Here is a 22,914-nt window from a genome sequence, read left to right as displayed (position 1 = left end):
AGACATGTTGAAGTGGCTCAAGAGGAAGACAGATACCGGCGGTGCAGCCCAGTCGCAAACCGCTGCCGTGTGGAGGGCGTTCGGACCGGAGGGCGTCGACCTCGGGACATTCGAGACCGTGGGCTCACGTGCGGGCGCGGCTGCGCTTGCCACTCCGACCGTCCCCGCGCTCATCATGCAACTGCACGACGAGGGCTTCGCCATCGGGACGGACGAGACCGCCCACCTGTCGTGGGAGAACCTGTACAAACTGCTCGACGAGCCGGCGTTCTCCCGGAGCCTATCCCAACTGGAGCTCCCGCCGACCGCTGGCATCGCGCCCGAACTCCAAAGCCGCCATTCGCTCATCAACCCAGACTTCTCTATTCGCATATCAGGTTGGCTCGACGACACTCGCCGTTCCATCGAAGATGTGCCGCGCAACGGCGCGCTCGTCTCGGTCAAGGGCCAGCTACGCTTGCTTTCCCGGGAGGTTTGGGAGACGGTGGAGCAGGTCGCCCGGTTTCAGACGCGCCCAGATGATGAGCGCAGCGAAAGTGCGAACCGGATGCGCTGGGGTCAAATTCGCCGCTCCGCGCTCACGGCAAAAGCAGGCCTCGACCAATTCCTGCACAAGAGCATTGTCGTCACGCCGGACACCATTGACATCATCCCGCGAAAAGCGGGCGCTGACACCACGCGAATGGTCGAGATTATCCCGACCTTCGAGGGTGCACCCGCGAACTGGCTCGAGGTCTTCGATTCGTACCTGACGGTGCCGAGCCACTATGACATCAGCACGCCCGAGGGCCTAGTTCACGTAGTCGTGACGCCCGAAGTACACACCGTGCTGTCCAGCATTCGGAAAATGCCGGGGCGTCTTGTCTCCGGCAGCCGCGCCGAGGCGTTTCTGCTCAACCCGTTCGCCGCACTCGGCGAGGATGCGAAGGCGGTCATCGATGAAGAGCAGTTCGAGCGCGCAAAGGTTGAGGCTGGCATCTTCTTCGACCATTTCACGTCGGTTATCCGCCGCGACGCGCTTGGATATCCGGAAGCCGTCGGACTGACTATCGAGGTGACGCTGGCGGACCGCGTGACTGCTGAGGAGCGGCTCTTTTCAGACGACGCGGAGCTGGAGCACTTCATCCGGGGCGCTGAGCGCGCCATTGCCGCCGAACGTCAGCTCTACGCGTGGGAAGGGTACGATTTCGAGCTGCTCGGAGACAGCGAAGACCACCTTTCGCTCTTGAAGACAGCTCTTGAGGAGCGTCACACTCCCCGCATTCTGGTTAGGCACGCTGACGTCTACGACCTGAGCGCATACACCTCACGAGTCAACGATATCGGCCTCGAGCAACCGTACTACTCGCCGTACATTGCCAAGAAGGGCGACGAATGGTGGCCGGAGCACTTGGTCAACGTCATCGTGTACACGCCGGACGGCAGCACTGACCCCGTTGCGGTGCCTATCACGGATGACGTCAAGGACGAACTGAGCGCCAAGCTTAAGGAGGCGGAGGCCACCGGCAAGCCCTCGGTTGAATTGCCAGGGTTCCCGCAACCTATCCCTGTCACCGAAGCGCGCGACATACTCGACGCGTTCATTAACTTCGGAAAAGATGTTCGGGAGGGCTACGACAAGCCGCCGAAGACCCGCGACCCCAAGGACAAGCCCGCTCGACTGAAGGCGAAGCAACTGCTATTGAAGCCCAACGTTGATGCAGTGGATTACGAGGAGGTGCGCAAGGAGATTCTGACCACCTTCGCGCCGGTACCCGCACTCCCTTCGGGCTTCAGGCCAGAGACAAAGTTGCTGGAACACCAGGAAAAGGGCGTCGCGTGGCTCCAGCATCTCTTTCAGCACGCACCGAACCACTGTCGCGGCTGCATCATCGCGGACGACATGGGCCTGGGAAAGACGCTCCAGTTACTAACGTTCATGGCGCGGGCATTTGAGGACAATCCGGCGCTTCCGCCGGCGCTCATCGTGGCGCCAGTCTCCCTGCTCGAAAACTGGGCGGAGGAAATGGGCAAGTTTTTCAAGGAAGGCACGTTTCGGCCTCTCGTAGCGTACGGCGACAATCTCGCGTCGCTTCGTGTGCCGCGCTCGGCCATCGACGAGAAGCTGCAACAGGAAGGCCTCGTTAAGTTCCTGCAACCGGGATGGGTCGGCGACGCGAACATCGTGCTGACGACCTACGAGACGCTTCGAGACCTCGAGTTCTCGTTCGCTGCGGTCAAGTGGTCGATTATGGCCTGCGACGAAGCGCAGAAAATCAAGAACCCGAGCTCGATGGTCACTCGCGCGGCCAAAAAGCAGAATGTGGTGTTCAAGGTGGCCTGTACGGGAACGCCTGTCGAGAACACGCTCGTTGACCTGTGGTGCCTGTTCGACCTCGTTCAGGCAGGGCTGCTGGGCGCACTCAATGAGTTCGGCCGGCGCTATCGCAAACCGATTGAGGCGGAAACGGACGAAGAGAAGGCGCGGGTTAAGGAGTTGCGTGGTCTGATTGAGCCGCAGATACTGCGCCGCATGAAGACCGATGTCGCGCAGTTGCCGCCCAAGCACATCGTTCCTGTGCTTATCCCGATGTCGAACCTGCAGCGCACGTACTACACGAGCGCAGTCAATCTGTTCAAGGGTCTCAAGAAGGGCGACAAAGAGGCGGCAGCGTCTCCGTTCAAGAACCATCTTGGGGTGCTGCAATACTTGCGCTCCATCTGTACCGCGCCGCACGCGCCGGGCCTGGGTCGTTTCTCGCCGCAGCCAATTGCACAGGCACGCGCGGAGGCCCCCAAACTCGGGTGGCTCCTCGACACGCTGCGCCAGATTGAGGGCAAGGGCGAGAAGGCTATCGTTTTTGCCGAGTTCCGCGAAGCGCAGCAGATGCTCGCCCATTACATCAACGAGACGTTCGGATTCCCCCCGCGCATCATCAATGGCGACGTGACAGCTTCGGCGAAACACGTGGCAAGCCGCCAGAAGCAGATTCGCGCTTTTCAGGAGAAGCCGGGATTTGGCGTCATCATCTTCTCGCCAGTCGCCGTCGGCTACGGGGTGAACGTCCAGGAGGCCAATCACGTCATCCATTACACGCGAAACTGGAATCCTGCAAAGGAAGACCAGGCGACAGACCGCGCGTATCGCATCGGCCAGAAGCGGGAAGTCTTCGTCTACCTGCCCATTGTGAGCGCAGAGGATTTCAAGACGTTCGAAGTTCGCTTGAACGAATTGCTGAACTCTAAGCGCAGGCTCGCGAACGACATGCTCGACGGCTCAGGCACCGTGATGCCCTCGGACTGGAACATCCAGGACATCATCCCGGACGGCGCTAACGACGAGACCTTCAACCGCGCGGTAACGCTAGACGATGTCCTGCGCATGGAATGGGACTATTTCGAAGCGTATGTCGCGGCGGTCTGGCAGAAGAAGGGCTTCCGGACCGTGTACCGGACACCGGCCCGCGACGGCGGTGTCGATGTGGTTGCTTTCACCGGCAATGCCGGAGACCTCATTCAATGCAAAAGCTCGGGTGCCATCAACGCCTGCCTGAACGACGAGGGCGTCAAAGACGTGGTGTGTGCTGAAGCGGAGTATAGGCTTCGGCACCCGGGTGTGCATTTCTCAAAATGGGCTGCGACGAACCAGTTCTTCAACGAGACAGCCAGAGAAAAGGCGCGCCGCAACAACGTTACCCTTGCCACACAGAAGGAGGTCGACGCATGGCTCGAGCGATACCCCGTCACAAACGCTGACGTGCAGCGATTCCTGCACCTTTACTGGGAGCAGGCCGCTTGATTGCCGTTTGATGTCGTGCGTGCTTCAAATCGCGAGAGATTGAAACGTGTGTGGACAACACGCCGAAGTGACCGTCCAGCTCGTGGTCGACTGGAGGGGCAGGACTTGCTCTTACTAATCAAACTTAGAACTTACAAGGTCCGGGGACAAAATTGAATTCGTCGATAGCTATCAGCGCGTTTCTTGTTGTTGGTTTGGTGCTGGGCGCCGTTATGGTCTGGCTTGTAATGCGAGGACGCGTTCGACTGCAAATTGAGAGCGCTATTGCTCAGGCCCATGTGGCATCACAAGTCGAATGTGCACAAAAGGACGAGCGGCTTAAAGCGGCGTTCGAAGAAATTGCTGAACTGAGGAACGCGCAAGAGCAGTCGCTCAAGCAATATGGCGATGCGCGCACCGAGCTAGACCGGAGTCGCGATGAGCAGGCGAGGCTGACCGAACGGTCGCTGCGCGTTCCGAACCTTGAGTCGGAAGTGCAGGCTTTGCAACAAAGACTAAACGCGCGCGACGAAGAACTCCGTAACCTTGCTACAAGCGAAGCCCAGAAAGGACAACTGGTCAGCTCGCTCAACACCAAGGTAAGCGAACTTCAAACCGAAATTCATACGCTGAGCAGCGATGCGACTCGCGTCAACACCGCACTTAGCGAAGCAAACATGCGAACTGCGACTTTAGAAGAGCAAGCCGCACGCATTCCTGGACTAGAGGCCGCTCAAGCAGACTTGAGAGAGCGGGTTACAAAGACGTCGGAAGAGTTGCGACGCGTGGCCGCTAGTGAAGCACAGCAGCGGCAATTGGCAGACTCGACGTCGCAGAGTGTGGATAGATTGACCGCTCAGCAGCGGGACGTTGAATCAAGACTGCAATCCGCATCTCGCGAGCTCCACGAAGCGAACGAGCGCCGCGCCACCCTCGAAGAACAGGCCGCGCGCATACCGATACTTGAGGTTGCAAACTCGAGCCTGAACGAACAGCTCAGCAAGACTCAAGAGGAACTTCGGCGGGTGTCCGCAAGCGAAGCGCAGCAACGTCAGCTGGCTGAGTCAACGTCAGTCAGTCTTGAATCGACCACCATTCAGTACCGTGACGCGGAAGTGCGATTGATGTCCGCGACTCAAGAACTGCAAGAAGCGAATGAACGTCGGGCGACCCTGGAAGAGGCAGTGGGACGCATTCCCACCCTCGAAGCGGCGAATAGAAGCTTGACGGAGGAAGTCCGAAAGACCGCAGAAGAGCTACGTCGTGTTTCGGCAAGCGAAGCTCAGCACCGTCAGTTGGCTGAATCAACCTCGAACAGTCTCGATAAGGCGACGACTCAGCTTCGTGATGTCGAGAGTCGATACAAAGTCGCGCTTCAAGAACTGCAGGATGCAGGGGAACGGCGCGCGACGCTCGAAGAGCAGGCTGCACAAATCACGCCGCTTGTAGCGAAACTCGAAACGACTGAGGTTCGTTTGTCGGAGACCTCCAAACAGTTTAGCGAGCTAAGGGAGGTGAGCGGTCGCTTGAACGGCCAGCTTGCAGCCGAGCTCGCCGCCGAGAAGGACGCGTGCGCGCTGGTACGCAAGCAATACGAGAGTGAGACTGTCGCCCGACGGACCGCTGACTCCGAGGTTGCTCGACTGTCCGAGGAGCTGACTGAGCTCCGTACAAGCTCCGAAGCGGAGCAGAAGCACGCTGAAGAGAAGCTCCTTTTGCTGACCCGGGCGAAAGAGGAATTGAGCGCGCAGTTCAAGACCCTTGCGAGCGAGATTCTTGAAGAGAAGTCCAAGCGCTTCACAGAGCAAAACAAGTCGAACCTCGACCAGTTGCTGGAACCCCTGAAAATTCGACTCAAGGAGTTCCAAGGTAAGGTCGAAGAGGTTTATGTCCAGGAGGGCAAGGACCGCACTGCGCTCGCCGAGCAAGTCAAGCAATTGCACGCACTGAATCAAGCCCTGAGCGAAGACGCGAAGAACCTGACTTCGGCACTCAAAGGTTCGTCGAAGACACAAGGCAACTGGGGTGAACTGATTCTAGAGCGCGTTCTCGAATCGTCTGGCTTGCGTAAGGGGCATGAGTACCTTGTGCAAGATAGTCAGACTCGGGAAGACGGCAGCCGTGCCCAACCCGACGTCGTGATTTTTTTGCCGGAAGAGCGCAAGCTCGTGGTCGATTCGAAGGTGTCGTTGGTCGCCTACGAAGCCTATGCATCGGCCGAGTCCGAAGAGCAGCGCTCCATCAGCCTCCGACAGCATGTCGATTCGATTCGGGGCCATATAAAGTCTCTGTCGGAAAAACAGTATCACGCGCTCTACGGCAAGTCGCTGGACTTCGTCCTCGCGTTCGTGCCTATCGAGCCGGCGTTCATGTTAGCTATCACGAACGACAAAGACATTTTCATGGAAGCCTTGAACCGCAATGTTCTGTTGGTGAGTCCGTCCACCTTACTGTTCGTCGTTCGTACGGTGGCGCATCTTTGGAGACAGGAAGCCCAAAGCCGAAACGCTCAAGAAATTGCCCGCCGAGGTGCAGAACTCTACGACAAGCTATGCGGCTTCGTTGGTGATTTTGAGAGTTTCGGCAACCGTCTCAAACAGGCTCAGTCTGCATATGACTCTGCGCACGGCAAGCTGGTGTCAGGCCGGGGCAATGTGATTCGACAGGCGGAGATGCTCCGTGAGTTGGGCGTCAAGCCGTCAAAAGCGCTGCCTGCAAATCTTGTGGAGTCCTCGAACGAAGCTGGCGACGAAATCATTGTCAGCGGCGCGCTCATCGACTCTAGTCCGAGTCTTGAACTGCCTCCAGCGCATGGCAATCAAGAACCGCTAAACGGCTTGAGCAACTGACATCGAGATATCTGCTTGACGCGCTTCCCCGGGTCAACGGGAGGCGCGTGAATATCGGAGACTCGTTAAGAAGGAGATGCGGTGAGCCCGCTCAATCGGGACGCGTCCTGTCCCGGATGAAGGTTCGGCCGTTTCAGTGGCCCGACGGCGGGTAGGTGAGAAGAAGATACCCGTCGCGACACAATTGAAAAGCCCGCGCGCCGCGGGCTTCCTCCATCAACGCTGTCAATTACGCCGCAGCATCCTTCAACTTCTTCAGCGCACGAACCTTCAACTTCACCGACGCCGGCTTGGCATCAAACCAACGCTCCTGACCCGTAAACGGGTCCTTGCCGAAGCGACGCTTCTTTGCTTCCACTTTCTGCACGTTGATTTTCAGCAGCCCGGACAGCGTGAACTCGCCGAGGCCCTTTTTGTTCACAGAACCCAGAATCGTGTCTTCGAGCGCTGCCAACACCGCCTTCGCCTGCTTCGGCTCGACGCCGGCTTGCGTAGCCACATGAGTGACGAGCGACGCCTTTGTGAAGGTGTCTTTGACCGGCTTGAGCGTGGCGCCCGCAGCAACCTTCTTCGCCGGAGCGGTCTTGGTCGCAGCGACCTTCTTGGGTGCGGCGGCTTTCTTTGCAGCCACAACCTTCTTTGCGACCACGGCCTTCTTGGCCGGTGCGGCAGTTTTCGAAGCAGCAGTTTTCTTCGTTGCCATTGAGGCTCTCCTAGAGTTGAACGCTGCTTAAGACGAAGCACCCCGGGTGTGTGAGGCACTCGACACATGCGTCGTCTTAAGCTGTCGGCTAGCGTAGCAACCGTTACTGCAATGTGCAATCAGCAGCGGCCTTAAAACAGGGTACTTCTAGCATTTGGCTCCCAAAAACAACGCCAAGACCTCAGGTTTCGGAGGAGTGCCGTCGAGTGAGGGGGGGGAGAGGGTTTATCTCTCGAAGGCAGGCGGCACGGTTGACCTCAAGCTCGGAATCGCAATTCAATAGCGGCGCTCGCCGAGCACGAGCCATTCGACGGCGTCGGCACCGTAGTCCGTTGGCCATTCAAGAGCGAGTGTTTCCATCGCGGCCATGACGCTCTCCATCGGGTCGACTTCGTCTCGAACGCCGTCGCGGGATGCACCTGAAATCAATCCACGGACTAGGACTTCCACGATGCTCTGCGCACAAATTAAGCGGTCGTTTGACCGCTGAAGTCGGTCGCGCATCTCATCTCCCAAGTGCAATTCGCGTGCAACGACGTCGATGTCCGTCATTGCGTCGGCGAGCAGAAGGTTGAAAACCTGGCCGACCCTCGCGGCCGCTTCGCCTGGGCTCCGCCGGTCGGGTATCGAGTGGTTGTTGAATCGGTTCATACGTTCTTGTAGGCACGCCGGTTTATCCGCCGGGCAGTCCAGTCCAATCTCGAACCTCTGCTCGGTGGTGCGAAAGGCATTGGGTGGGCTCAGCTTCGCGGCGCACGAAGTTCGAGGTATATCGAGAATGGGGTCCGTCGGACGGTCTCGGAGTCGGAGTTCGAATCGCATCCCGGGTCTCGACCCGGTCAATCAACTGCTGGCAGAAGGCGGAGCTTGAGTTGGTCTCAGCGTTGCCTTCGCTAGCAGAGGCATGGGGCGACCCTGTCTGTGCGGCGGGTCACCATCGCACGTTATTCTTGCTGCTTTCAACTTCGTTCCGCATCCGGCGAGGCGTAGCATCTCCCTGACGGCGGCGCATCCAGCGTCGTCCGGAAATTTGTGGACAAGACGATGGGACAAGTCAAGCGGAGTGCAGACGAGGCCTCGGCAGTTGCACGTGTCGCGGAGGCAGCCAGAGCGGTGCAAACCGCGTCAAGCGCGCTGGAAGAGAATTTCAAAGCAGGAGGGCCGGGGGTACCGACGCTGCAACTGGCGCGACTTGCAGCAGCGATGAGCGAACTTCAGAAAGCACGAGATGAATTCGATGCGCTTCTTGCAACCACACGCTCGCGGGGAAGCAATTGAGGCCTCGCTTGTCAGCGACGCTTGATGCCTCCGATGACCATGGCTGCGACGAGCGTGTTTCGGCTTTAGCGGCGCGTCAATCTACGAAACACATCGCTTCACCGTACCGCTTGAGCCGACCGGACGAGAGCGTCTATGCTTTGCAAGCGTCTTACATAGGCGCGTTCATCTTGGCCCGTCGTTCGCGACGGGTTTCGTTTCAACAATCAAACCGCGTCGTTCAACGGGACTGCGGCGCAAAAGGATTGATAGGTTGCACCTTTTCCCGGTCCTTAACGCGCTCGAGCAATTGAATCTTGCCCCAATCTGCGACCATAGCCTCCAGCCCCCGCACGACATCTGCTTCCATTGCCTGCAATCCAGAGTCTCCTCGAAAGTTCGCGTTGAACGCGGTACGCCAACGGTATTGGAAGTGCTCGGAGACCTCTCGAATGCGCTCGGGCGTTCCCGAATCTGTGAAGATGACGGAATAAGGGGAGAAGACGTCGTAGTAGATGACGTTTGGTTGGTCGGTTTGCACGGCAACGCTTGGCTCTTCACTGATTAGCAGCGAAGCGACAAGTTGTATCGAGCCTTTCATCCCTCTGGGCGTTTTGACGACCCATACCCGCTTCGGCAAGCGGTGTGACAGCTCAACAATCTTCGGGCTACTGGAGCTAATCAATCCGACAGCGCCGTTCTTGACGTTCTGCTCGAAACTTTGCGAGTGATAGAAGATATCCATTCGCTGCGTTTACCTCGTTATTTGCGAAGAAGCGGGAACGCAATGTTACCAACTTCGTCTTTCGTGTTCGGTGACGCGTGCGAGGCGTCATATCCAGTGTTCACACCACCCCTTGCGCGTAACCGCCCGGACCGATGACCCGCCGTTCGTGCATCCGCACTGCAGGCTCGCGCGCGCAACAACTCCGATGTCAACCGCCGCAACTGCGAGCAGAATCGAAAGCATATTGTAAATTATACTTCGGTGGCACCCCGCGTAGACCATCCGGTCGAGCGCTCGCCTGAGCTGTTCGCGCATCTCATCCCTGAGCCCAAGCTCCCTTGAGACCACTTCAACATCATCCGGTACATCTGCGACCAGGACCTCCAAAAGCTCCGCCAGCTTTCTCGGCAATCCGCTCGAAGAACCGCCGTTCGGCCCCACATCTCAGATTTCATCAAAGTCACCCATGCAACCAGATAGCGAGTCGACTTATATGAAGGCGGACCGAACTGCCGACATGTCTTGCAACCATTGAAGTTGGACACTGCCGGCGCTTGACCTGTTGCCCTAAGTTCGCGAAAAAAGACTATAAAGGTCCCCCGCATCGCGTAGAGTCCTGTTTCATGGCAGAAGCAATACGGCGGCTGGCGGAAGGGCAGTTGGCACTCGACAAGATAAATCATCGAAAAGATGGGCGAGATACCCTACCAGTACATCAACATCGTGGGGGCGTCCGGGTCTGGCACCACGACGCTTGGCAGGGCGCTTGCAGCGAGGCTCGGCTCCGCTTTCTTCGATGCGGACGATTTTTACTGGATGCCTACAGTCCCACCGTTCTCGATGAAGAGAAGCGCAGCCGAACGGGCCTCAATGCTCAAGAAAAGCATGACTTCTGCCTTCGAGGCCGTGGTGTCTGGTTCTCTGTGCAGCTGGGGGCGAGACATCGAAGACAGCTTTGACCTTGTGATTTTTCTTGCCCTCCCGACCATGCTTCGGTTGGAGCGAATTGAGAGACGCGACATCGCGCTATACGGGCGCTGTGAACCCAAGTTCCTTGACTGGGCTGCTCGATATGATGAGGGCGACATCACGTGCAGGAGCCTTGCTCTTCACGATGCGTGGCTTTCAGACCGGAAATGCCGAGTGATTCGCCTCGAAAGAGATGAGACGGTGGAGGAGCGGGTGGAGCGCGCAATTGCACTGGCGAATTCCGTCTCGAGCGCGGCAAACGACGCGCCGACGCCCGCGGGCTCGCGGGGGAGGGAGAGTTAGGTTTCATCGCAGAAGTAACCGCTCCCAAACTTTGATAATGGAGAGCGTTCTCGTCCGATTTTCCGGTCTTAACGTCGCAATCACAGGTCATCGTGGTTGGTGTCGACCGATTCATCGCCGGGAAGGACACGGATTTGGGCTTCGGGACATTGCCGCAGGGCGAGTGCAAGAGCTTCTTGCTGGCTGCTTACCACCGTCACGTCCATCCCACCGCGACGTGGGAATTCGACCCGCCAACCGCCGCCGTCGCAAGGGCGAATGATGATTTCGGCGTCATCGGCGCCTTCAGCAGTTAGCACACAGACCTTCCTGCCGTTGGGCAAAAGAAGAGAAATCATCTCCGGTCATTTTGACACTGCCTGCCGTCCTCGTAGCAACTAGCAATAAAAATTACTTCACGGAAGGATGCGGGCGTCGCGTACGGATTTCGTCCAAACAAGAATGGATTCCGAGCGGACAGGGCTTGATGTACTGGGTTTCTTTTCGGTCCGGACTGCTTTCTGAAGGCAAGTTTGAGATTCGACAGGTCGTACTTTGTAAGCAGCTTTTCTTGGAGGCAGAGCGGTACCCATTGCGTAATCCCTGCACCTTCGCGCATTTCGAAACAGACACGGGCGCGTGGCAAAATACTGCCCGCGGTCAACGATTCGGTGTGGGACGAAGCCTGGGAGAAAACGTTTGCTAAGGAGCTTCATTTTCAGCGCGCTCTTGACGACAGTTGGAACGGCGTTCGCCGGACAGCATTACGTCGAACTGTGGGACCCACCCGAGGCTCGTGGCTCGGTATCGCTGAACACTGCGCGCGAGCACAAGTCGCCAAAAAAGCGCCAGACGACTGCGAAGCGAATGTCGATGCGGGGGAAACAGCGCGGCAAAATGAAGTCGGTGGCGGCACCGTTGCCGGCATCGGCCGCTACCGGACACCGCGTTCCGACGTTCGATGACATCCCTCGTAGAAGGACCCCTCAAGGAGATGTCTTGCGCGTGCACGGCGCCATGACGCAGGTGCATGTCCAACGTTGACGCCAGTTCGATGTTTGCGAACGCGTATGAGAAAGGAATTCCGCCCAGTTAGTCAGGCGGCGGCTGTGTCCGGGACATGCGCACGCCAGGCCGGTTGGGCTTGTCTTTGATGCGCTGATGCGACGAGGCGATAGAGCAACTAAGTTACATCGCTGTCTGCATATTCGCCCAAGACAGCACACAACTGGCTGGGTCTGCGGCACGCGATGCATAAATGAGTTCGGCAACAGTCATCATCGTATTCTGCGGTTCGGTCTGAAATCGGTCAGCGAGCGTCTTCCCCTCGGTCGCTGTCTTGCTCAAGCTCAGACAAGAACTCGTCGACGTCGCTGAACCGACCCTCTCTGATTTCAGCCTCGCCGAGCTTCAGTATCGCGAGCAACGCTCGCGTCTGCTCATCGTCCTTCACCGTCGCCTCCAGTTTCCGTTTGGGTTCCCGGCAGGGCCATCGCATCGATGGAGTCCTTGAGCGTGACGCCAAGTCTGTCCCGTACGTGCTTCAAGAAAATCTCGGCAATCCCCCTTGTCGGAACGCTCGCCTCGATGCCACGCAGCGCTTCCAATCGCGGCCACTTGCATCGCGCGATTTCGTTCGCTGGCACCGGCTGGGCTTCAGGGTCGACGTCCACCAAGAAAACGATGTGTCGAGTCTGGAATCCGCGGAACTGAAAAGCGTAGCGGACCTGCACTGCCTCTAGGCCCGTCTCTTCCTTTAATTCGCGGACGGCGGCGTCTGCGAGGTCCTCGCCGGTCTTCGCACGACCGCCGGGAAACGCCCACCGACCGCGGGCGCGTGCGACCAGAAGCACCCGTCCGTCACGCTCGCAAATGACCGTTGCTCTACGTTTCATCGGATTCAGCGTCGAATTTTTTCGCAGGCAAATACTCACTCGGCGCCGGGAATTTCCGGCAGCGGCGTCAGCGATTTAAGCTCGAATGGTATAGCGTAAACGCGTCTCAGGTACTGGCGGGCTCCATGATGAAGTCGCGCTCGGGCGTCGAAATCTGCCTGCCGGCAATTGTGCTTGGCACAGCCTGCCTGTTGTCTCTGCCGACGCTTGTCTTGGCGCTACTCTGGATTATCGCCGGAGCGGTCTGCCTCGGGCATCGCGACTTGAAGAGCTTCCCTAGCGACCGGGTGCCTCCGCGTTGGCAGACAGGCGTCCGCAGCGGGTTTCTCTGGTTCTACCACTTGGCTTGGTGGCCTTGGTACATGCGTGTCGAGTTAGGTAATCTCGCGCGGACCGCGACGTCGCGCTTGTGCAAAGCGACGCGACACGCGAAGTCTCCAAAAGAGGCTGAGGATAAATCCCAATCGGGCCAAGAGAACGACCGGTAACTCGCCCAATCGCACTGCGCCTCACTCGGGGCGACCACGCCCGACCGAGCTTCTTTGTGGCGCCGACTGCCGGTCACCCCGCGAGGTCGTCGACCATTCGGTTCGCAGCTGCGATACCTGCAGCCAAGGCGTCCGATTCGCTGTCAAACGCAATGCCTCCGTCGTCGCCTAGCATCAAGCGTGGGAAGGCCGGGGTAGCGGCTGATGACAGAGAAATCGTGACGACTGCCAGGAACCCGGCCATGGTGCGACACGCGGGCTCAATGACTTTGCTCTCCAAACCCTGCACGCGCACGTTCAGCGCGTACTTCTCGCGCGACCAAGAAGTCTGCATGCCTGCCTCCGTTCGACTGACCAAAACGTGCGCCGGGAACAACCGGAACCACGGCAGCCGGCACAGTAAAGCCGGCTGAGCGCCGTGTCAACCCACAATCGGCTTGAGGACCAAATTTTGCGCACCGGTGGTTTTCGACGCAGGGAGGCGTTATGACCGTAACGAAACTACGTGTATTTGTTGCCGCAGTCGCACTTGCCGGTGCATCGGCAGCTTCCGCCGACACGCCAGGCTCCGATTGGATGTCGAAGGAGCACGCCCTACAGAAGCTGTCGCAGCAAGGATACGCCAACGCCTATTTGAAAGCGGACGACGGACACTGGGAGGGCGAAGCGATGAAAGGCGGGCGAATCTATGAGCTGCATGTCGACCCGCACTCAGGGGCGATAACAAAGAGCGAACCGAAACACTGAAGCAAGCGACCGCCTGACGAACGCTTTTGCCGCACCCATAGTCTACTCATGGCTCACGTCACAACGCACGGTACGTTGCGATGGGGACGACACCAATCTGATGCAGTCGATAGTGCGGGCTAGAAGGCTTAGAACATGGCTCGATACTCAGCATCTGGACCGCTGAAGGACGCGGACCAGATGCGCACCGCAGTGACTCCACGCCCTTACTTGCTAGCGTCGGCGAGCTTACGCAGAGCGGGCAAGAGTTCCTCGGGGTCTGGGCGCGTCGTATAGTCGGGGTTCACATCCGCGTAGACTACATCGCCGTTTTTCCCGATGACGTAACGCGCGGGCATCGGCAAGGTCCAGCTGGGGTCGCCATTCACGACCTGCAGGTCATTCTTGAACACGTTCTTGTAGAGGTCGACAAGGTAGTCCGGCAATGTGAAGCGCAGTCCGAACGCAGCCGCGACTTCATTGCCTGGGTCCGAAAGAATTGGAAAGTCGAGCTTGTTTTCACGGGCTGAGCGACGGCTGTTCGGTGCTGTCTGCGGCGAAATGGCAACGAGGTTGCCGCCGAGCTCACGGATGGTAGGAAGAGCTTCTTGCAGCGACTGCAACTCAATGTTGCAGTATGGGCACCACACGCCACGATAGAAGCTAATGACCAGCGCTCCCTTCGTGAGCAACTCGGTGGACGAAACTGTGTTGCCATCCGCGTCTTGCAGAATGAATGTCGGCGCGACGTCCCCCACTTTTTTTGCACGGTTCGCGGCGCCCGAAGCGATGAGTTCGTTCGTCGCGCGGTGCATCGGCTCGTGAATCCATTCCGGCGCGTTGTAAGGGGGGCCGCCGGCTTCGAAGTTCTTCTTAAACGCAGCTAACTTGGCTTGCAGACTCATCTAGTTTTCTCCTGAAGGCGAATGCCTCTCTTCGAGGCGCAAGGAAAAGATAGGCCCTCACATCCAGGAATGGTAGTTGGGCGAATACAATAACGGTTATTCTAGTGGGGAATGACATGGACCGTTTTCGCGCTATGGAAACCTTCGTCCGGGTAGTGGATACGGGGTCTTTTTCGTCAGCAGCACGGCAGTTGAGCATCGGCCAACCGGCGGTCTCCAAGGTCGTGTCGCAACTCGAAAATTGGCTGAAAGTGAGCCTGCTGACTCGCTCCACGCACGGGCTCGCGCCTACCGAGGCTGGTCAGCGCTTTTATGAGCGCGCGCAAGCGGCTCTAGTTGAAGCGAACGAGGCCGAACTCGCCGCCCGAGGCGCCGGTGCGGGCCTGTCCGGTTGCCTTCGTGTGTCAGCAACGACGACCTTCTCGAGAATCCACATCATTCCACATCTGCCGAAGTTTCTTGAGCAGCACCCGGACCTGTCCATAGATGTGGTGATGGATGACCGAGTAATCGACCTCGTCGCCGAGGGCATCGACCTTTCTCTTCGAATCATGACGTCGTTGCCTGATTCGTCTGTTGTTGCTCGCAAGCTTGCGAGTGGCCGCCTTCACGTGCTCGGCACACCAGCCTATTTCGACCGGGCCGGGATACCGCAAGTGCCAACTGAACTTGAACAACACGACGCGATTATCTATAGCCAACTGCCGACGGCTTGGACCTTCACGCGCGGCAGTGAAGAGGCATCTGTCAGCATGCGAGGGCGAGCCAGGTTAAGCGCAGCAGAGGGAATACGTGAGGCCGTTCTTTCGAATTTGGGGATGACCGTTGCTTCCAATTGGATGTTCACGCCCGAGTTGGCTAGCGGTGCAGTCATATGCGTGCTAAACGAATGGGCCCTGCCGTCTGTTGACGCCTACGCAGTATTTCCCACCGGCAGGATGGTCACCGCGAAAGCGAGGGCTTTCGCCAACTTCGTTGAGACGCTGTTAAGTGCCGGGCGCTTTGGCGAAGAATCATAACGGCTAAGACTGATTGCAACTGTACAGCCTGATGGGATTCCGCTCCACCACGGGTGACACCATGTCTTTACGAGGCGCACCGGGTCGTCTATCTGCGTGCGTGCCACCCCGCGATAAACGCGGTGTACTTACAGATACAATAAGCTCAACGCCACGCGCTTGACGGGTTGCAAAATAAATACATGACGGTCTCAGAAAAGCAAACGTACCTGACCTCGACCTTAGGCGAGGCGCGACATTTCTTGGATTTGGATGTGGCCGCACGCGCCGAGTCTGGTTGGTACAAGAGCTTCCTGACAGAGCCCAGCGTGCGGAGTTTCTTCAAGCGGTCAGTCTTCGGAAAGGGGACGGTCTTGAAGGTCAGCGCGATTACTCAAGTGGCGCTGGCGTTCGTTGCTTGCGCGGACGACGAGCCCTCCGAAATCTTACCCACTGCCGCGGCAGTTCAAGGGGTGATGAAGCGCGCGGACGCCTTCGAAACCGCCTTGCAGGCTGAAACGTCCTTCTGGGTGCCGTCGGGTTTGCAGAAGAGTTTCTTCGGTCAATTCAGACATCTTCGCGACGCGGCCTCTGCGGTCAAGACTCGCACTGCCGGGCGCCCGGCCTTCGAAGAGCGGCGCACTTTCGTCTTGCATCTTGCCCGCGCGCTTTATGAGATGTGCGGAGCCTATCCCAACAAGTTTATTGCTACGGTCGCCGCTCGCGTATGGGAGGACACCGAATCCCGTGCCGTCCGGAAGATTTTGACCGACGATGAGCGAGCCGCTATCGAACGTTACGTTGAGGACAAGCGGCGTCAGACTGCCGAGAGCGAGCAGGTTGCGCACCTTTTGGTTGCGCGCGCGAGCATCTCACCGAAGGAGCTTCCTTCGGTCCCGCAGCCGCAATCGACCAGCGAGATATTCGAGGCGATGCTGGCGCTCGCGAAGCGCCTCCCGGATGAGACCGACAAAGTCGTTGCCGCCGACTACTTGGATATGCTTCGTCGCGACATCGGGTTAGAGCCCGACTTCCCTGAGCAGTGAGAGGCGGCCAAAATTGGCCACAAAAGCGACCTAATTTTGGCCGGATGAAATCCACGCCGATTTTCTTGGTATTTCGGTAGGTAGGTTTTGAAGTACGTCGCCAACAATAGGCCTCGTCTTCACTACCTTTGCTTCGAATGTTCAACCAAACCGTACGGCTGGACCTTTTGTCGTTCAGCAGCATCATCGCCAACTGGCCTGAAAATACTGCTGCGCATCAGCGCGCCCGCCTGCTCGAGGCGATGAAGGTGCGCGGTGGCGTGACCACATTGGAGGCTGTGCGATTCCTCGACATCGTCGACTCTCGTCCGCGGATTGTGGAACTCCGGAAGGAAGGGTACAGAATCAAGACCCTGTGGGTTCGCCAGCCGTCTGAGTGCGGCCGGATGCACCACGTCGGGATGTATGCGCTCGATATCGGCCACGCCTTTGAAGCAAATTCTGGGCGGTCGACCTCGCCCCTCAACGGTGCTGGCCGGCAGATGACGCTGTCGCTGCAATTCTGAAGGCCGAGTCGCCTGACATCAAAGCCGTCGCCTTGCCGCCGAGCCAGATTGATATCGAAGATGAGGAAGAGGAAATCCGCATCCATATAGTCGAAAACTCCTTGGAGTTCGTTGAATCCGACGATGACGAACACGATGCTGAAGAATAATCGTCCTTCGCAGAAGAATGAGTCGGCAAAGCGCGAGGACTGAACAGAGGCGTCGGGCGGCTGAAGCTGAGGTGCTGGTGGCAAGGCCGGGGATGGCAGTGCACTTCAGCGAATCATTCCATCGCCGTTAACTCGATTGTCACAGTGTGGCCGTCGGCACACATGTGCCAACGAACGACAATCGAGAGAGTCCATGAAAAAAATCGCTGCTGTCATCGTCGCTTTGCTGTGCATCGCCAATGTCGCACACGCTTGTCCTAAGGGCGAGCATCCTCACGGTGGTACCGGCTCGCATCACAAGGGCGGCTACTGCTCCTGACCATCGTCGGTCGATAAACCCGCTATCGCGAGCGTTTTTTATAAAGAAGCAGGTGCCCGCCGAATGAACCGGTGGGCATGAGGAGCCTTGGGCGGGGCTGCGTGGTGCGTGCGCCTGTCCGAAACAACGCCTCCTCCAATTTGACTGTCGGACAAACTGAGACGCGTCGTGTCTCAGTCGGTGAATAGACTGTCGCTCATTCAATCGAGCTAGCGCTAAGCGTCGCGGCATCAAGGAGATGAACGATGGCAACTTCTTACGAAGGTCGGTATTGCGGCGTCTGCGACCACGAACTGGGCTGCGGCTACTTCGCACTGTCGAAACGCAGCCAAACGCTGGCGGAAGGCCCGTCGAGTTCGGTCGTCGTGGTTTCAGACGACGACTTGCTCACAGATTTCTGCGGCCAGAAGTGCGCCGACTACGCCGAAGCGGCCATTTCCTCGACGCTGACCTCGCCATATCCGGCAGCCGACGTGACCGTCCCTTGCTCGCTCTGCCTGCGCCCCGTTGACCGAACGGCACCGCATGTCTTTATAGCCATGACGCAATTTGAAGACGCTTCGGAGCCGTGGCTCGTTTCAGCGCGAGTTGTTGACGAGCGTGAACTGGCTGTCTACTGCCGTGGTTGCGCAGAGCCTCGGAGCACATCGAACGCTTTCGATGAGTCGGAGCTGGGTGTCGCTGTATGAAGGTCTTCCTGGACGACGAGCGCGTCACACCGGAAGGTTGGACGCGCGTGTATTGGCCGCACGAGGCAATTAGGCTGCTTGAGACAGGGACCGTCGACGAACTTAGCCTCGACCATGACCTCGGAGACGATGCGCGCGGAACGGGCTACGATGTCATCCTGTGGATAGAGGAAGCTGTCGCGCTTCGTTGTTTCCGACCGCCCAAAATCTTCGTACACTCTGCGAACAGCTCGGCACGGGCGAAAATGGAATCCGGCGTACTCGCCATCCAACGCCTTGTACTCAAACAAAACCAATAGCCAATTCCGCATGGAACACCTCGATTTGTCGTTTGACCACCTGTTCGAAGTCAACAAGGAAGTGAGGTGGTGGCCGTGGGTCGGTCGCGACTATTCACGTTCCGCTGTTAAGACGATGATTCTGGGCGAGAGCGTATATTGCTGGGCCGAGCGCGAGAAATTCCAGGACCGATATGCGCGGACGTCCGGTCTGCGTGAAACCCACGCGAACCATGCGCTGAAGTTCCAGAGACCATCTCGCTACGTCCGCAATGTCGAGCGCGCGATATTTCAACGGCGCAATCCGAGCGACGACCAGAAGCAGCGGCTTTGGTCGACCGTTGCCTATCAAAACCTTGTGCTAGATGTGATGGAGTCGGTCGACGAGCGGCCCATGCAGTCGCAATATCAGAGCGGTTGGGGCGCGGCTCTGGACTTGTTTGACGTCTTGGGTGTTGAGCAATGTCTCGTCTTCGGTGTGGAGTCGGTGGGCGCGCTTCGACTGACTGCAGGCGGCCGCGAACTTCGTTGCAGCGTGGCACGGCATCCGACGAAAGTCGGTCGATTCTGCGCGCGCACAGGATTGGTCCATACGGCGACCGGACGGTCCGTGCAACTCTTGTTCGTCCGGCATCCCAGCAGTTTCTTCAGCTGGCGTAAGTGGGCGCCGGTAGTTCGGACTGGCCTGAACTGGGACTTTGCCGAGGCTCAAGCAATTCCTGAGGCATACATTCCAGAGGCAGTTGCGCTTCCGTCGGCCGAGTAGGCCACGTTGCGTGCGAATGCAGCTCGGGGCGTCTCGCAATACCAAATTGGCAAGAATAGATGGGAAAGTCTGAGCAAAAGAGCGACGAAGCGGCAGCTGTCGCACGTGTGGCCGATGCATCGCGAGAACTGCAGTCCGCATCAAAAGCAATCGAGCAGCACTTCCACGAGTCGACCTACCAAGCGACGCCTACTTTGCAAATGGCCCGTCTCACTGCCGCAATCAACGAACTGCAGTCAGCGCGTGATGCGCTCGACGCCCTTCTGGCTCGTAGGTCCTGAATAGCGTGCAGATTGAGTCGTTGGCTGCAGATGTTCCATTTGCGCGACGGACGCATCTGCGCGGCCTGTGGGCAATCTAAAATCACAGGGCATTTCCGCTCGCTCAAGCCCTCCAGTCAATGAATATCTCCGAGATTCTCGCGAAGCACCTCCAGGCTCACAACTCCGGCCCCTTCCTGTTTGCAGGCTCAGGATTGTCCCGTCGGTATCTGAACCTCGAGGATTGGGAAGGCCTGCTTCGTCGCTTTTGCGAGCACATCAAGCCCTACGAGTACTACCTATCATCAGCAAACGGCGACCTGCCGAAGGTGGCCGCCCTGATGGCGGAGGATTTTCACGAAGTCTGGTGGACCCATGAGGCGTATGCCGCGAGCCGCGAAAAACACGGAAAGAACATCGGTGAGCGCACCGGCCCGCTGCGGGTTGAGATTTGCGACTACTTGAAGAGCGCGGGATTGCCCGACCTGAGCCAGCACAAGTACGGTGACGAGATTGCCGCGCTCAGCCGGTTGAACGTGGACGGCATCATCACGACCAACTGGGATACATTCCTGCAAAGCCTGTTTCCCGACTACCGTGTATATGTCGGGCAGGATGAATTGCTGTTTTCGAACCCGCAGTCCATCGGCGAAATCTACAAAATTCACGGCTGCGTGAACACGCCGCGCAGCCTGGTGCTGACCGAGCCCGACTATAAGGACTTCAACGAGCGCAACGCATACCTCGCCGCCAAGCTCATCACGATTTTCGTCGAACATCCGGTCGTGTTCATGGGCTATTCGTTGAGCGACAGGAACATCATCTCGTTGCTGAAGGCGATTTGTGCCTGCATCGGTCAGGAAAAGTTGCAGCAGCTGAACAACAATCTGATTTTCGTTCAACGCGCGCATGAAGGCGAACCCGACTCCGTGGCGCAGACCGTTATTGCTCTCGAGACAGTCCAGATTCCCATCACGCTCGTGAAAGCTGCGTCATTCACCGGCGTATACGAGGCTATCGACTCGACCAAGCGCAAAATTCCCGCGCGTGTCCTTCGCTATTGCAAAGAGCAGCTCTATGAACTGGTAAAGACGAGCGACCCGCAAGGCAAGCTCTGCGTCGTGGACGTCGACCAGGTCAACGGTCGCCAGGATATCGAGTTCGTTGTGGGCGTTGGCGTGGCCGCCGAGCGTGCTGAAGAAGAGCGCAATCGCTTGGCAGACGTTGGCTACAAGGCGATTGTGCCACTGAACTTGTTCCAGGACCTTGTTTTCAAGGACAAAGGCTACGACGCCGCGCGTGTGCTCGCCGAGGCGATGCCGCAACTATCGAAGGGCTTGACGTATCTGCCGGTATTCTTCCTTCTTCGTGCAGCGGGTATCACGTCGGCGCAGGAGTACGAGGCGTCCGCCTTCGAAGTCGACAAGTACGTGAAATTGAAGCCGGAAGCGTTTCGGCCGAAGGGGCTCCTTAAAGGCTTTCGGCGGAACTACAAGGACCAGTCAGTCTGGGAGATGATTCAGCGGCGCCCACCTGAAATCGTTGCGCAGTATCTTCCGTTTGCCAAGTGGACGCGGGACGACTACCAACTGATTCATGACTTTCTGGTCGAGCACGCTGACAAATTCAGCAATTCGCCTTATTCCACTGCGTTCCGTAAGCTCGCGTGTCTGTACGACCGTGCCGCCTACGGATGGGAATAAGAGGAACTCGAGAAACGATTGAAGGCTTGTGGGGTGTGGCGTCGTTGATACTTGGCTGCCGTAGGACACTTACCAATACGGGGCAAAAACCACGTCGCCGAGTTTGAGAGCGGACCATTCGTGCTCGTCCACGGCATAGATAAGCGCCTGCGCCGTGCTCTCGACGAACGCTTCACCTGAAGTCGAGTACACGTCGCCGGTTACCGCAAGGCCAAGGGCCTGACTGAGGTTAGCCGCGCTCGCTCTTTCCTCCAACTCCCGCAGTGAAGGCCGCCAAGTCGGCCACGCATTCGCTCAGCATCGAACCAAGACGATAGCCACGATAGCCCGGATTCAACCAGACCTCGTGAAGCTCCACCTCGAATTCAGACCAGGGTGAGACGGAGATATTGAAACAGCAGTAGGCAGAAGATGCAGATTGCGCGCCTCGACTAAAATGACACGGAGCGGACTCGATGACTTCTGTGTCGAAGACGCAATCCAACAACAGAGAGTACGAATCCCCACATGACGGGTGGGGATAAGAGGAGCGGCCGGCAATGTCGAAGTCGAATCCAAACGCACTGGACCGAGTTCAATCAGAAGTAGGCAAGGTGTTCGGCAGCGCCGAAAGCCGCAAAACTCCGATTGACGAAGCTTTTGGCACCAGCCTAGCGCTCCAAGAGGCGCTCCTGACCAATCTGCAGCGACACCACACTGCTTTCGACCGGATTCGCGAGTCGATGACCGCTTGGGACGCGAAGGTGCAGTCACTGGACGTTTTTCTTGAGCCGCACATTCCGAAGTTCCAGGGTCTTCTCGAAACGCATATCTCGAAGTTTGAGCAACTGGCCGCCTCAATCAAGCGATTCGAATCGCCATTGGAGAAGCTCGCACAAGATGTATCTCGTTGGCAGATGGCTCTCGGTCGTCGGCAATCTTCGCTCGACGACGTCGCTTCAAGCGCGAGCCGCTGGATGGAGCATGCGCATAGCCAAGCGTCAGTCCTCGAGAAGCACTTCTCGGCGCTCGCCCGCGCGACCCCGACGAACGACCTGTCAAGATTACTTGAGCAGGTATCTGGCTTCCTCGATAGCCAGATAGCGGACCCTGCGGTGCCGGCTGACACGGAGGCGCAGCTTGAGTCTTTTCAAACAGCGTCGGCCAACGAGAAAGAGGAGGTTGAAGCGTTCAACGACGCAGTGCGCAATTCTGCGACGTCGTCTGAGTTATGGGCGACGCTTAGCAGTTTCGCGGGCGCGGGGCTCCTCGCCCGAGGCGTTCTGCTCTGGTTCGTCCTTCAGCTTCTAGAGGCATGTGTCCAGAATTACGTCTATCCGAAGCTCGTTGATTTCGGAGAAGGGATATTGCATCTTTCGCCGCGCGAAGCCAAGAAGGAAGTCAACGCTCGTGGCCTAGACCTCTTTTCTGCCGCCGAGCGGCCGTATCTGCGCTTCACGACTGCCACCAAGCTTACGGTTCATCAAAATCCGAAGGTCAGGTCGCCGGTCATCGATGTCCTGCGCTTTGGGAAGGTCGTACGAAGTATGAAGAAAGACGGCGCATGGCTCGATATTGAGTATCTCGACGCCGACACGGGTGAACTCAAAAGCGGCTGGGTGCTGCTGCGATATACGTCCGCCTTCGCTCGGTGAGCAGTCGA

Annotated in this window: 21 protein-coding genes; 14 read left to right on the top strand and 7 right to left on the bottom strand. The window is 58.0% G+C overall.

Annotated features, from left to right (window positions below; translation table 11 throughout):
• Nucleotides 1–4 precede the first annotated feature (4 nt).
• Both AWB80_RS06710 and AWB80_RS44825 read left to right on the top strand, forming a co-directional pair.
• Nucleotides 5–3,778, top strand: a complete 3,774-nt coding sequence (locus tag AWB80_RS06710) for an SNF2-related protein (protein WP_087131084.1) — start codon at nt 5–7, stop codon at nt 3,776–3,778.
• A gap of 152 nt (nt 3,779–3,930) precedes the next feature.
• Complete coding sequence (locus tag AWB80_RS44825) at nt 3,931–6,606, top strand: DNA recombination protein RmuC (protein WP_244206421.1); 2,676 nt, start codon at nt 3,931–3,933, stop codon at nt 6,604–6,606.
• Between the two features lie 229 nt (nt 6,607–6,835).
• On the opposite strand, the gene AWB80_RS06700 is transcribed toward AWB80_RS44825, so the two are convergent.
• Both AWB80_RS06700 and AWB80_RS06695 read right to left on the bottom strand, forming a co-directional pair.
• A complete protein-coding gene (locus AWB80_RS06700; RefSeq protein WP_061173849.1) occupies nt 6,836–7,309 on the bottom strand; it encodes an HU family DNA-binding protein in 474 nt (157 codons plus the stop codon).
• A gap of 276 nt (nt 7,310–7,585) precedes the next feature.
• Entirely contained in the window at nt 7,586–7,960 is a 375-nt protein-coding gene (locus tag AWB80_RS06695; protein WP_143327978.1) for a hypothetical protein, read from the bottom strand.
• Nucleotides 7,961–8,353: 393 nt separating this feature from the next.
• Here AWB80_RS06695 and AWB80_RS43105 point away from each other — a divergent pair, with 393 nt between their 5' ends.
• Nucleotides 8,354–8,587 (top strand): hypothetical protein, encoded by a 234-nt coding sequence (locus tag AWB80_RS43105; RefSeq protein WP_143327976.1) that lies wholly within the window; start codon nt 8,354–8,356, stop codon nt 8,585–8,587.
• 220 nt (nt 8,588–8,807) lie between these two features.
• Here the strand turns inward: AWB80_RS43105 and AWB80_RS06690 are convergent, their stop codons facing one another.
• On the bottom strand, nt 8,808–9,311 hold the full coding sequence (locus AWB80_RS06690) for a hypothetical protein (protein WP_061173847.1): 504 nt from the start codon (nt 9,309–9,311) through the stop codon (nt 8,808–8,810).
• Between the two features lie 672 nt (nt 9,312–9,983).
• Between AWB80_RS06690 and AWB80_RS06680 the strand changes: the two genes are divergently transcribed.
• The gene (locus AWB80_RS06680; protein ID WP_208635613.1) at nt 9,984–10,565 is read left to right on the top strand and encodes a P-loop NTPase family protein; all 582 of its coding nucleotides are present in this window, start codon (nt 9,984–9,986) and stop codon (nt 10,563–10,565) included.
• A gap of 80 nt (nt 10,566–10,645) precedes the next feature.
• Here AWB80_RS06680 and AWB80_RS43100 read toward each other — a convergent pair whose 3' ends face one another.
• From AWB80_RS43100 to AWB80_RS06660, 3 genes are all read right to left on the bottom strand, one after another.
• Nucleotides 10,646–10,903, bottom strand: a complete 258-nt coding sequence (locus AWB80_RS43100; protein WP_143327975.1) for a hypothetical protein — start codon at nt 10,901–10,903, stop codon at nt 10,646–10,648.
• 1,080 nt (nt 10,904–11,983) lie between these two features.
• Complete coding sequence (locus tag AWB80_RS06670; protein ID WP_087131057.1) at nt 11,984–12,439, bottom strand: NUDIX hydrolase; 456 nt, start codon at nt 12,437–12,439, stop codon at nt 11,984–11,986.
• A gap of 561 nt (nt 12,440–13,000) precedes the next feature.
• On the bottom strand, nt 13,001–13,261 hold the full coding sequence (locus tag AWB80_RS06660; protein ID WP_061173843.1) for a hypothetical protein: 261 nt from the start codon (nt 13,259–13,261) through the stop codon (nt 13,001–13,003).
• Between the two features lie 152 nt (nt 13,262–13,413).
• Here AWB80_RS06660 and AWB80_RS06655 point away from each other — a divergent pair, with 152 nt between their 5' ends.
• Entirely contained in the window at nt 13,414–13,674 is a 261-nt protein-coding gene (locus AWB80_RS06655; RefSeq protein ID WP_061173842.1) for a PepSY domain-containing protein, read from the top strand.
• Nucleotides 13,675–13,880: 206 nt separating this feature from the next.
• On the opposite strand, the gene AWB80_RS06650 is transcribed toward AWB80_RS06655, so the two are convergent.
• Nucleotides 13,881–14,558: a peroxiredoxin-like family protein gene (locus AWB80_RS06650; RefSeq protein WP_061173841.1), complete on the bottom strand. Its 678-nt coding sequence runs from the start codon at nt 14,556–14,558 to the stop codon at nt 13,881–13,883.
• A 116-nt stretch (nt 14,559–14,674) separates the two neighbouring features.
• On the opposite strand from AWB80_RS06650, the gene AWB80_RS06645 reads away from it, so the two are divergent.
• From AWB80_RS06645 to AWB80_RS06600, 9 genes are all read left to right on the top strand, one after another.
• Nucleotides 14,675–15,577: a LysR family transcriptional regulator gene (locus AWB80_RS06645; protein WP_061173840.1), complete on the top strand. Its 903-nt coding sequence runs from the start codon at nt 14,675–14,677 to the stop codon at nt 15,575–15,577.
• Between the two features lie 182 nt (nt 15,578–15,759).
• The gene (locus AWB80_RS06640) at nt 15,760–16,602 is read left to right on the top strand and encodes a hypothetical protein (RefSeq protein ID WP_244206420.1); all 843 of its coding nucleotides are present in this window, start codon (nt 15,760–15,762) and stop codon (nt 16,600–16,602) included.
• Nucleotides 16,603–16,739: 137 nt separating this feature from the next.
• The gene (locus tag AWB80_RS06635) at nt 16,740–17,108 is read left to right on the top strand and encodes a helix-turn-helix domain-containing protein (RefSeq protein WP_061173839.1); all 369 of its coding nucleotides are present in this window, start codon (nt 16,740–16,742) and stop codon (nt 17,106–17,108) included.
• 342 nt (nt 17,109–17,450) lie between these two features.
• Nucleotides 17,451–17,576, top strand: coding sequence for a hypothetical protein (locus tag AWB80_RS45275; RefSeq protein WP_279628638.1), 126 nt, complete (start codon nt 17,451–17,453; stop codon nt 17,574–17,576).
• A 245-nt stretch (nt 17,577–17,821) separates the two neighbouring features.
• Nucleotides 17,822–18,265: a hypothetical protein gene (locus AWB80_RS06630; protein WP_061173838.1), complete on the top strand. Its 444-nt coding sequence runs from the start codon at nt 17,822–17,824 to the stop codon at nt 18,263–18,265.
• Nucleotides 18,262–18,564, top strand: coding sequence for a cyclic-phosphate processing receiver domain-containing protein (locus AWB80_RS06625; RefSeq protein ID WP_061173837.1), 303 nt, complete (start codon nt 18,262–18,264; stop codon nt 18,562–18,564). The genes AWB80_RS06630 and AWB80_RS06625 overlap by 4 nt, the downstream gene beginning before the upstream one ends.
• Before the next feature lie 10 nt (nt 18,565–18,574).
• Nucleotides 18,575–19,309: a hypothetical protein gene (locus tag AWB80_RS06620; protein WP_208635612.1), complete on the top strand. Its 735-nt coding sequence runs from the start codon at nt 18,575–18,577 to the stop codon at nt 19,307–19,309.
• Between the two features lie 400 nt (nt 19,310–19,709).
• Entirely contained in the window at nt 19,710–21,272 is a 1,563-nt protein-coding gene (locus AWB80_RS06610) for an SIR2 family protein (RefSeq protein ID WP_061173835.1), read from the top strand.
• Nucleotides 21,273–21,811: 539 nt separating this feature from the next.
• Complete coding sequence (locus AWB80_RS06600; protein WP_143327974.1) at nt 21,812–22,906, top strand: SH3 domain-containing protein; 1,095 nt, start codon at nt 21,812–21,814, stop codon at nt 22,904–22,906.
• Nucleotides 22,907–22,914: the final 8 nt, after the last annotated feature.

The sequence above is a fragment of the Caballeronia pedi genome (assembly GCF_001544915.2).
Classification (GTDB): Bacteria; Pseudomonadota; Gammaproteobacteria; order Burkholderiales; family Burkholderiaceae; genus Caballeronia; species Caballeronia pedi.
Note: the sequence above shows the minus strand (reverse complement) of the source record. Positions and strands in the feature narration are given on the sequence as shown.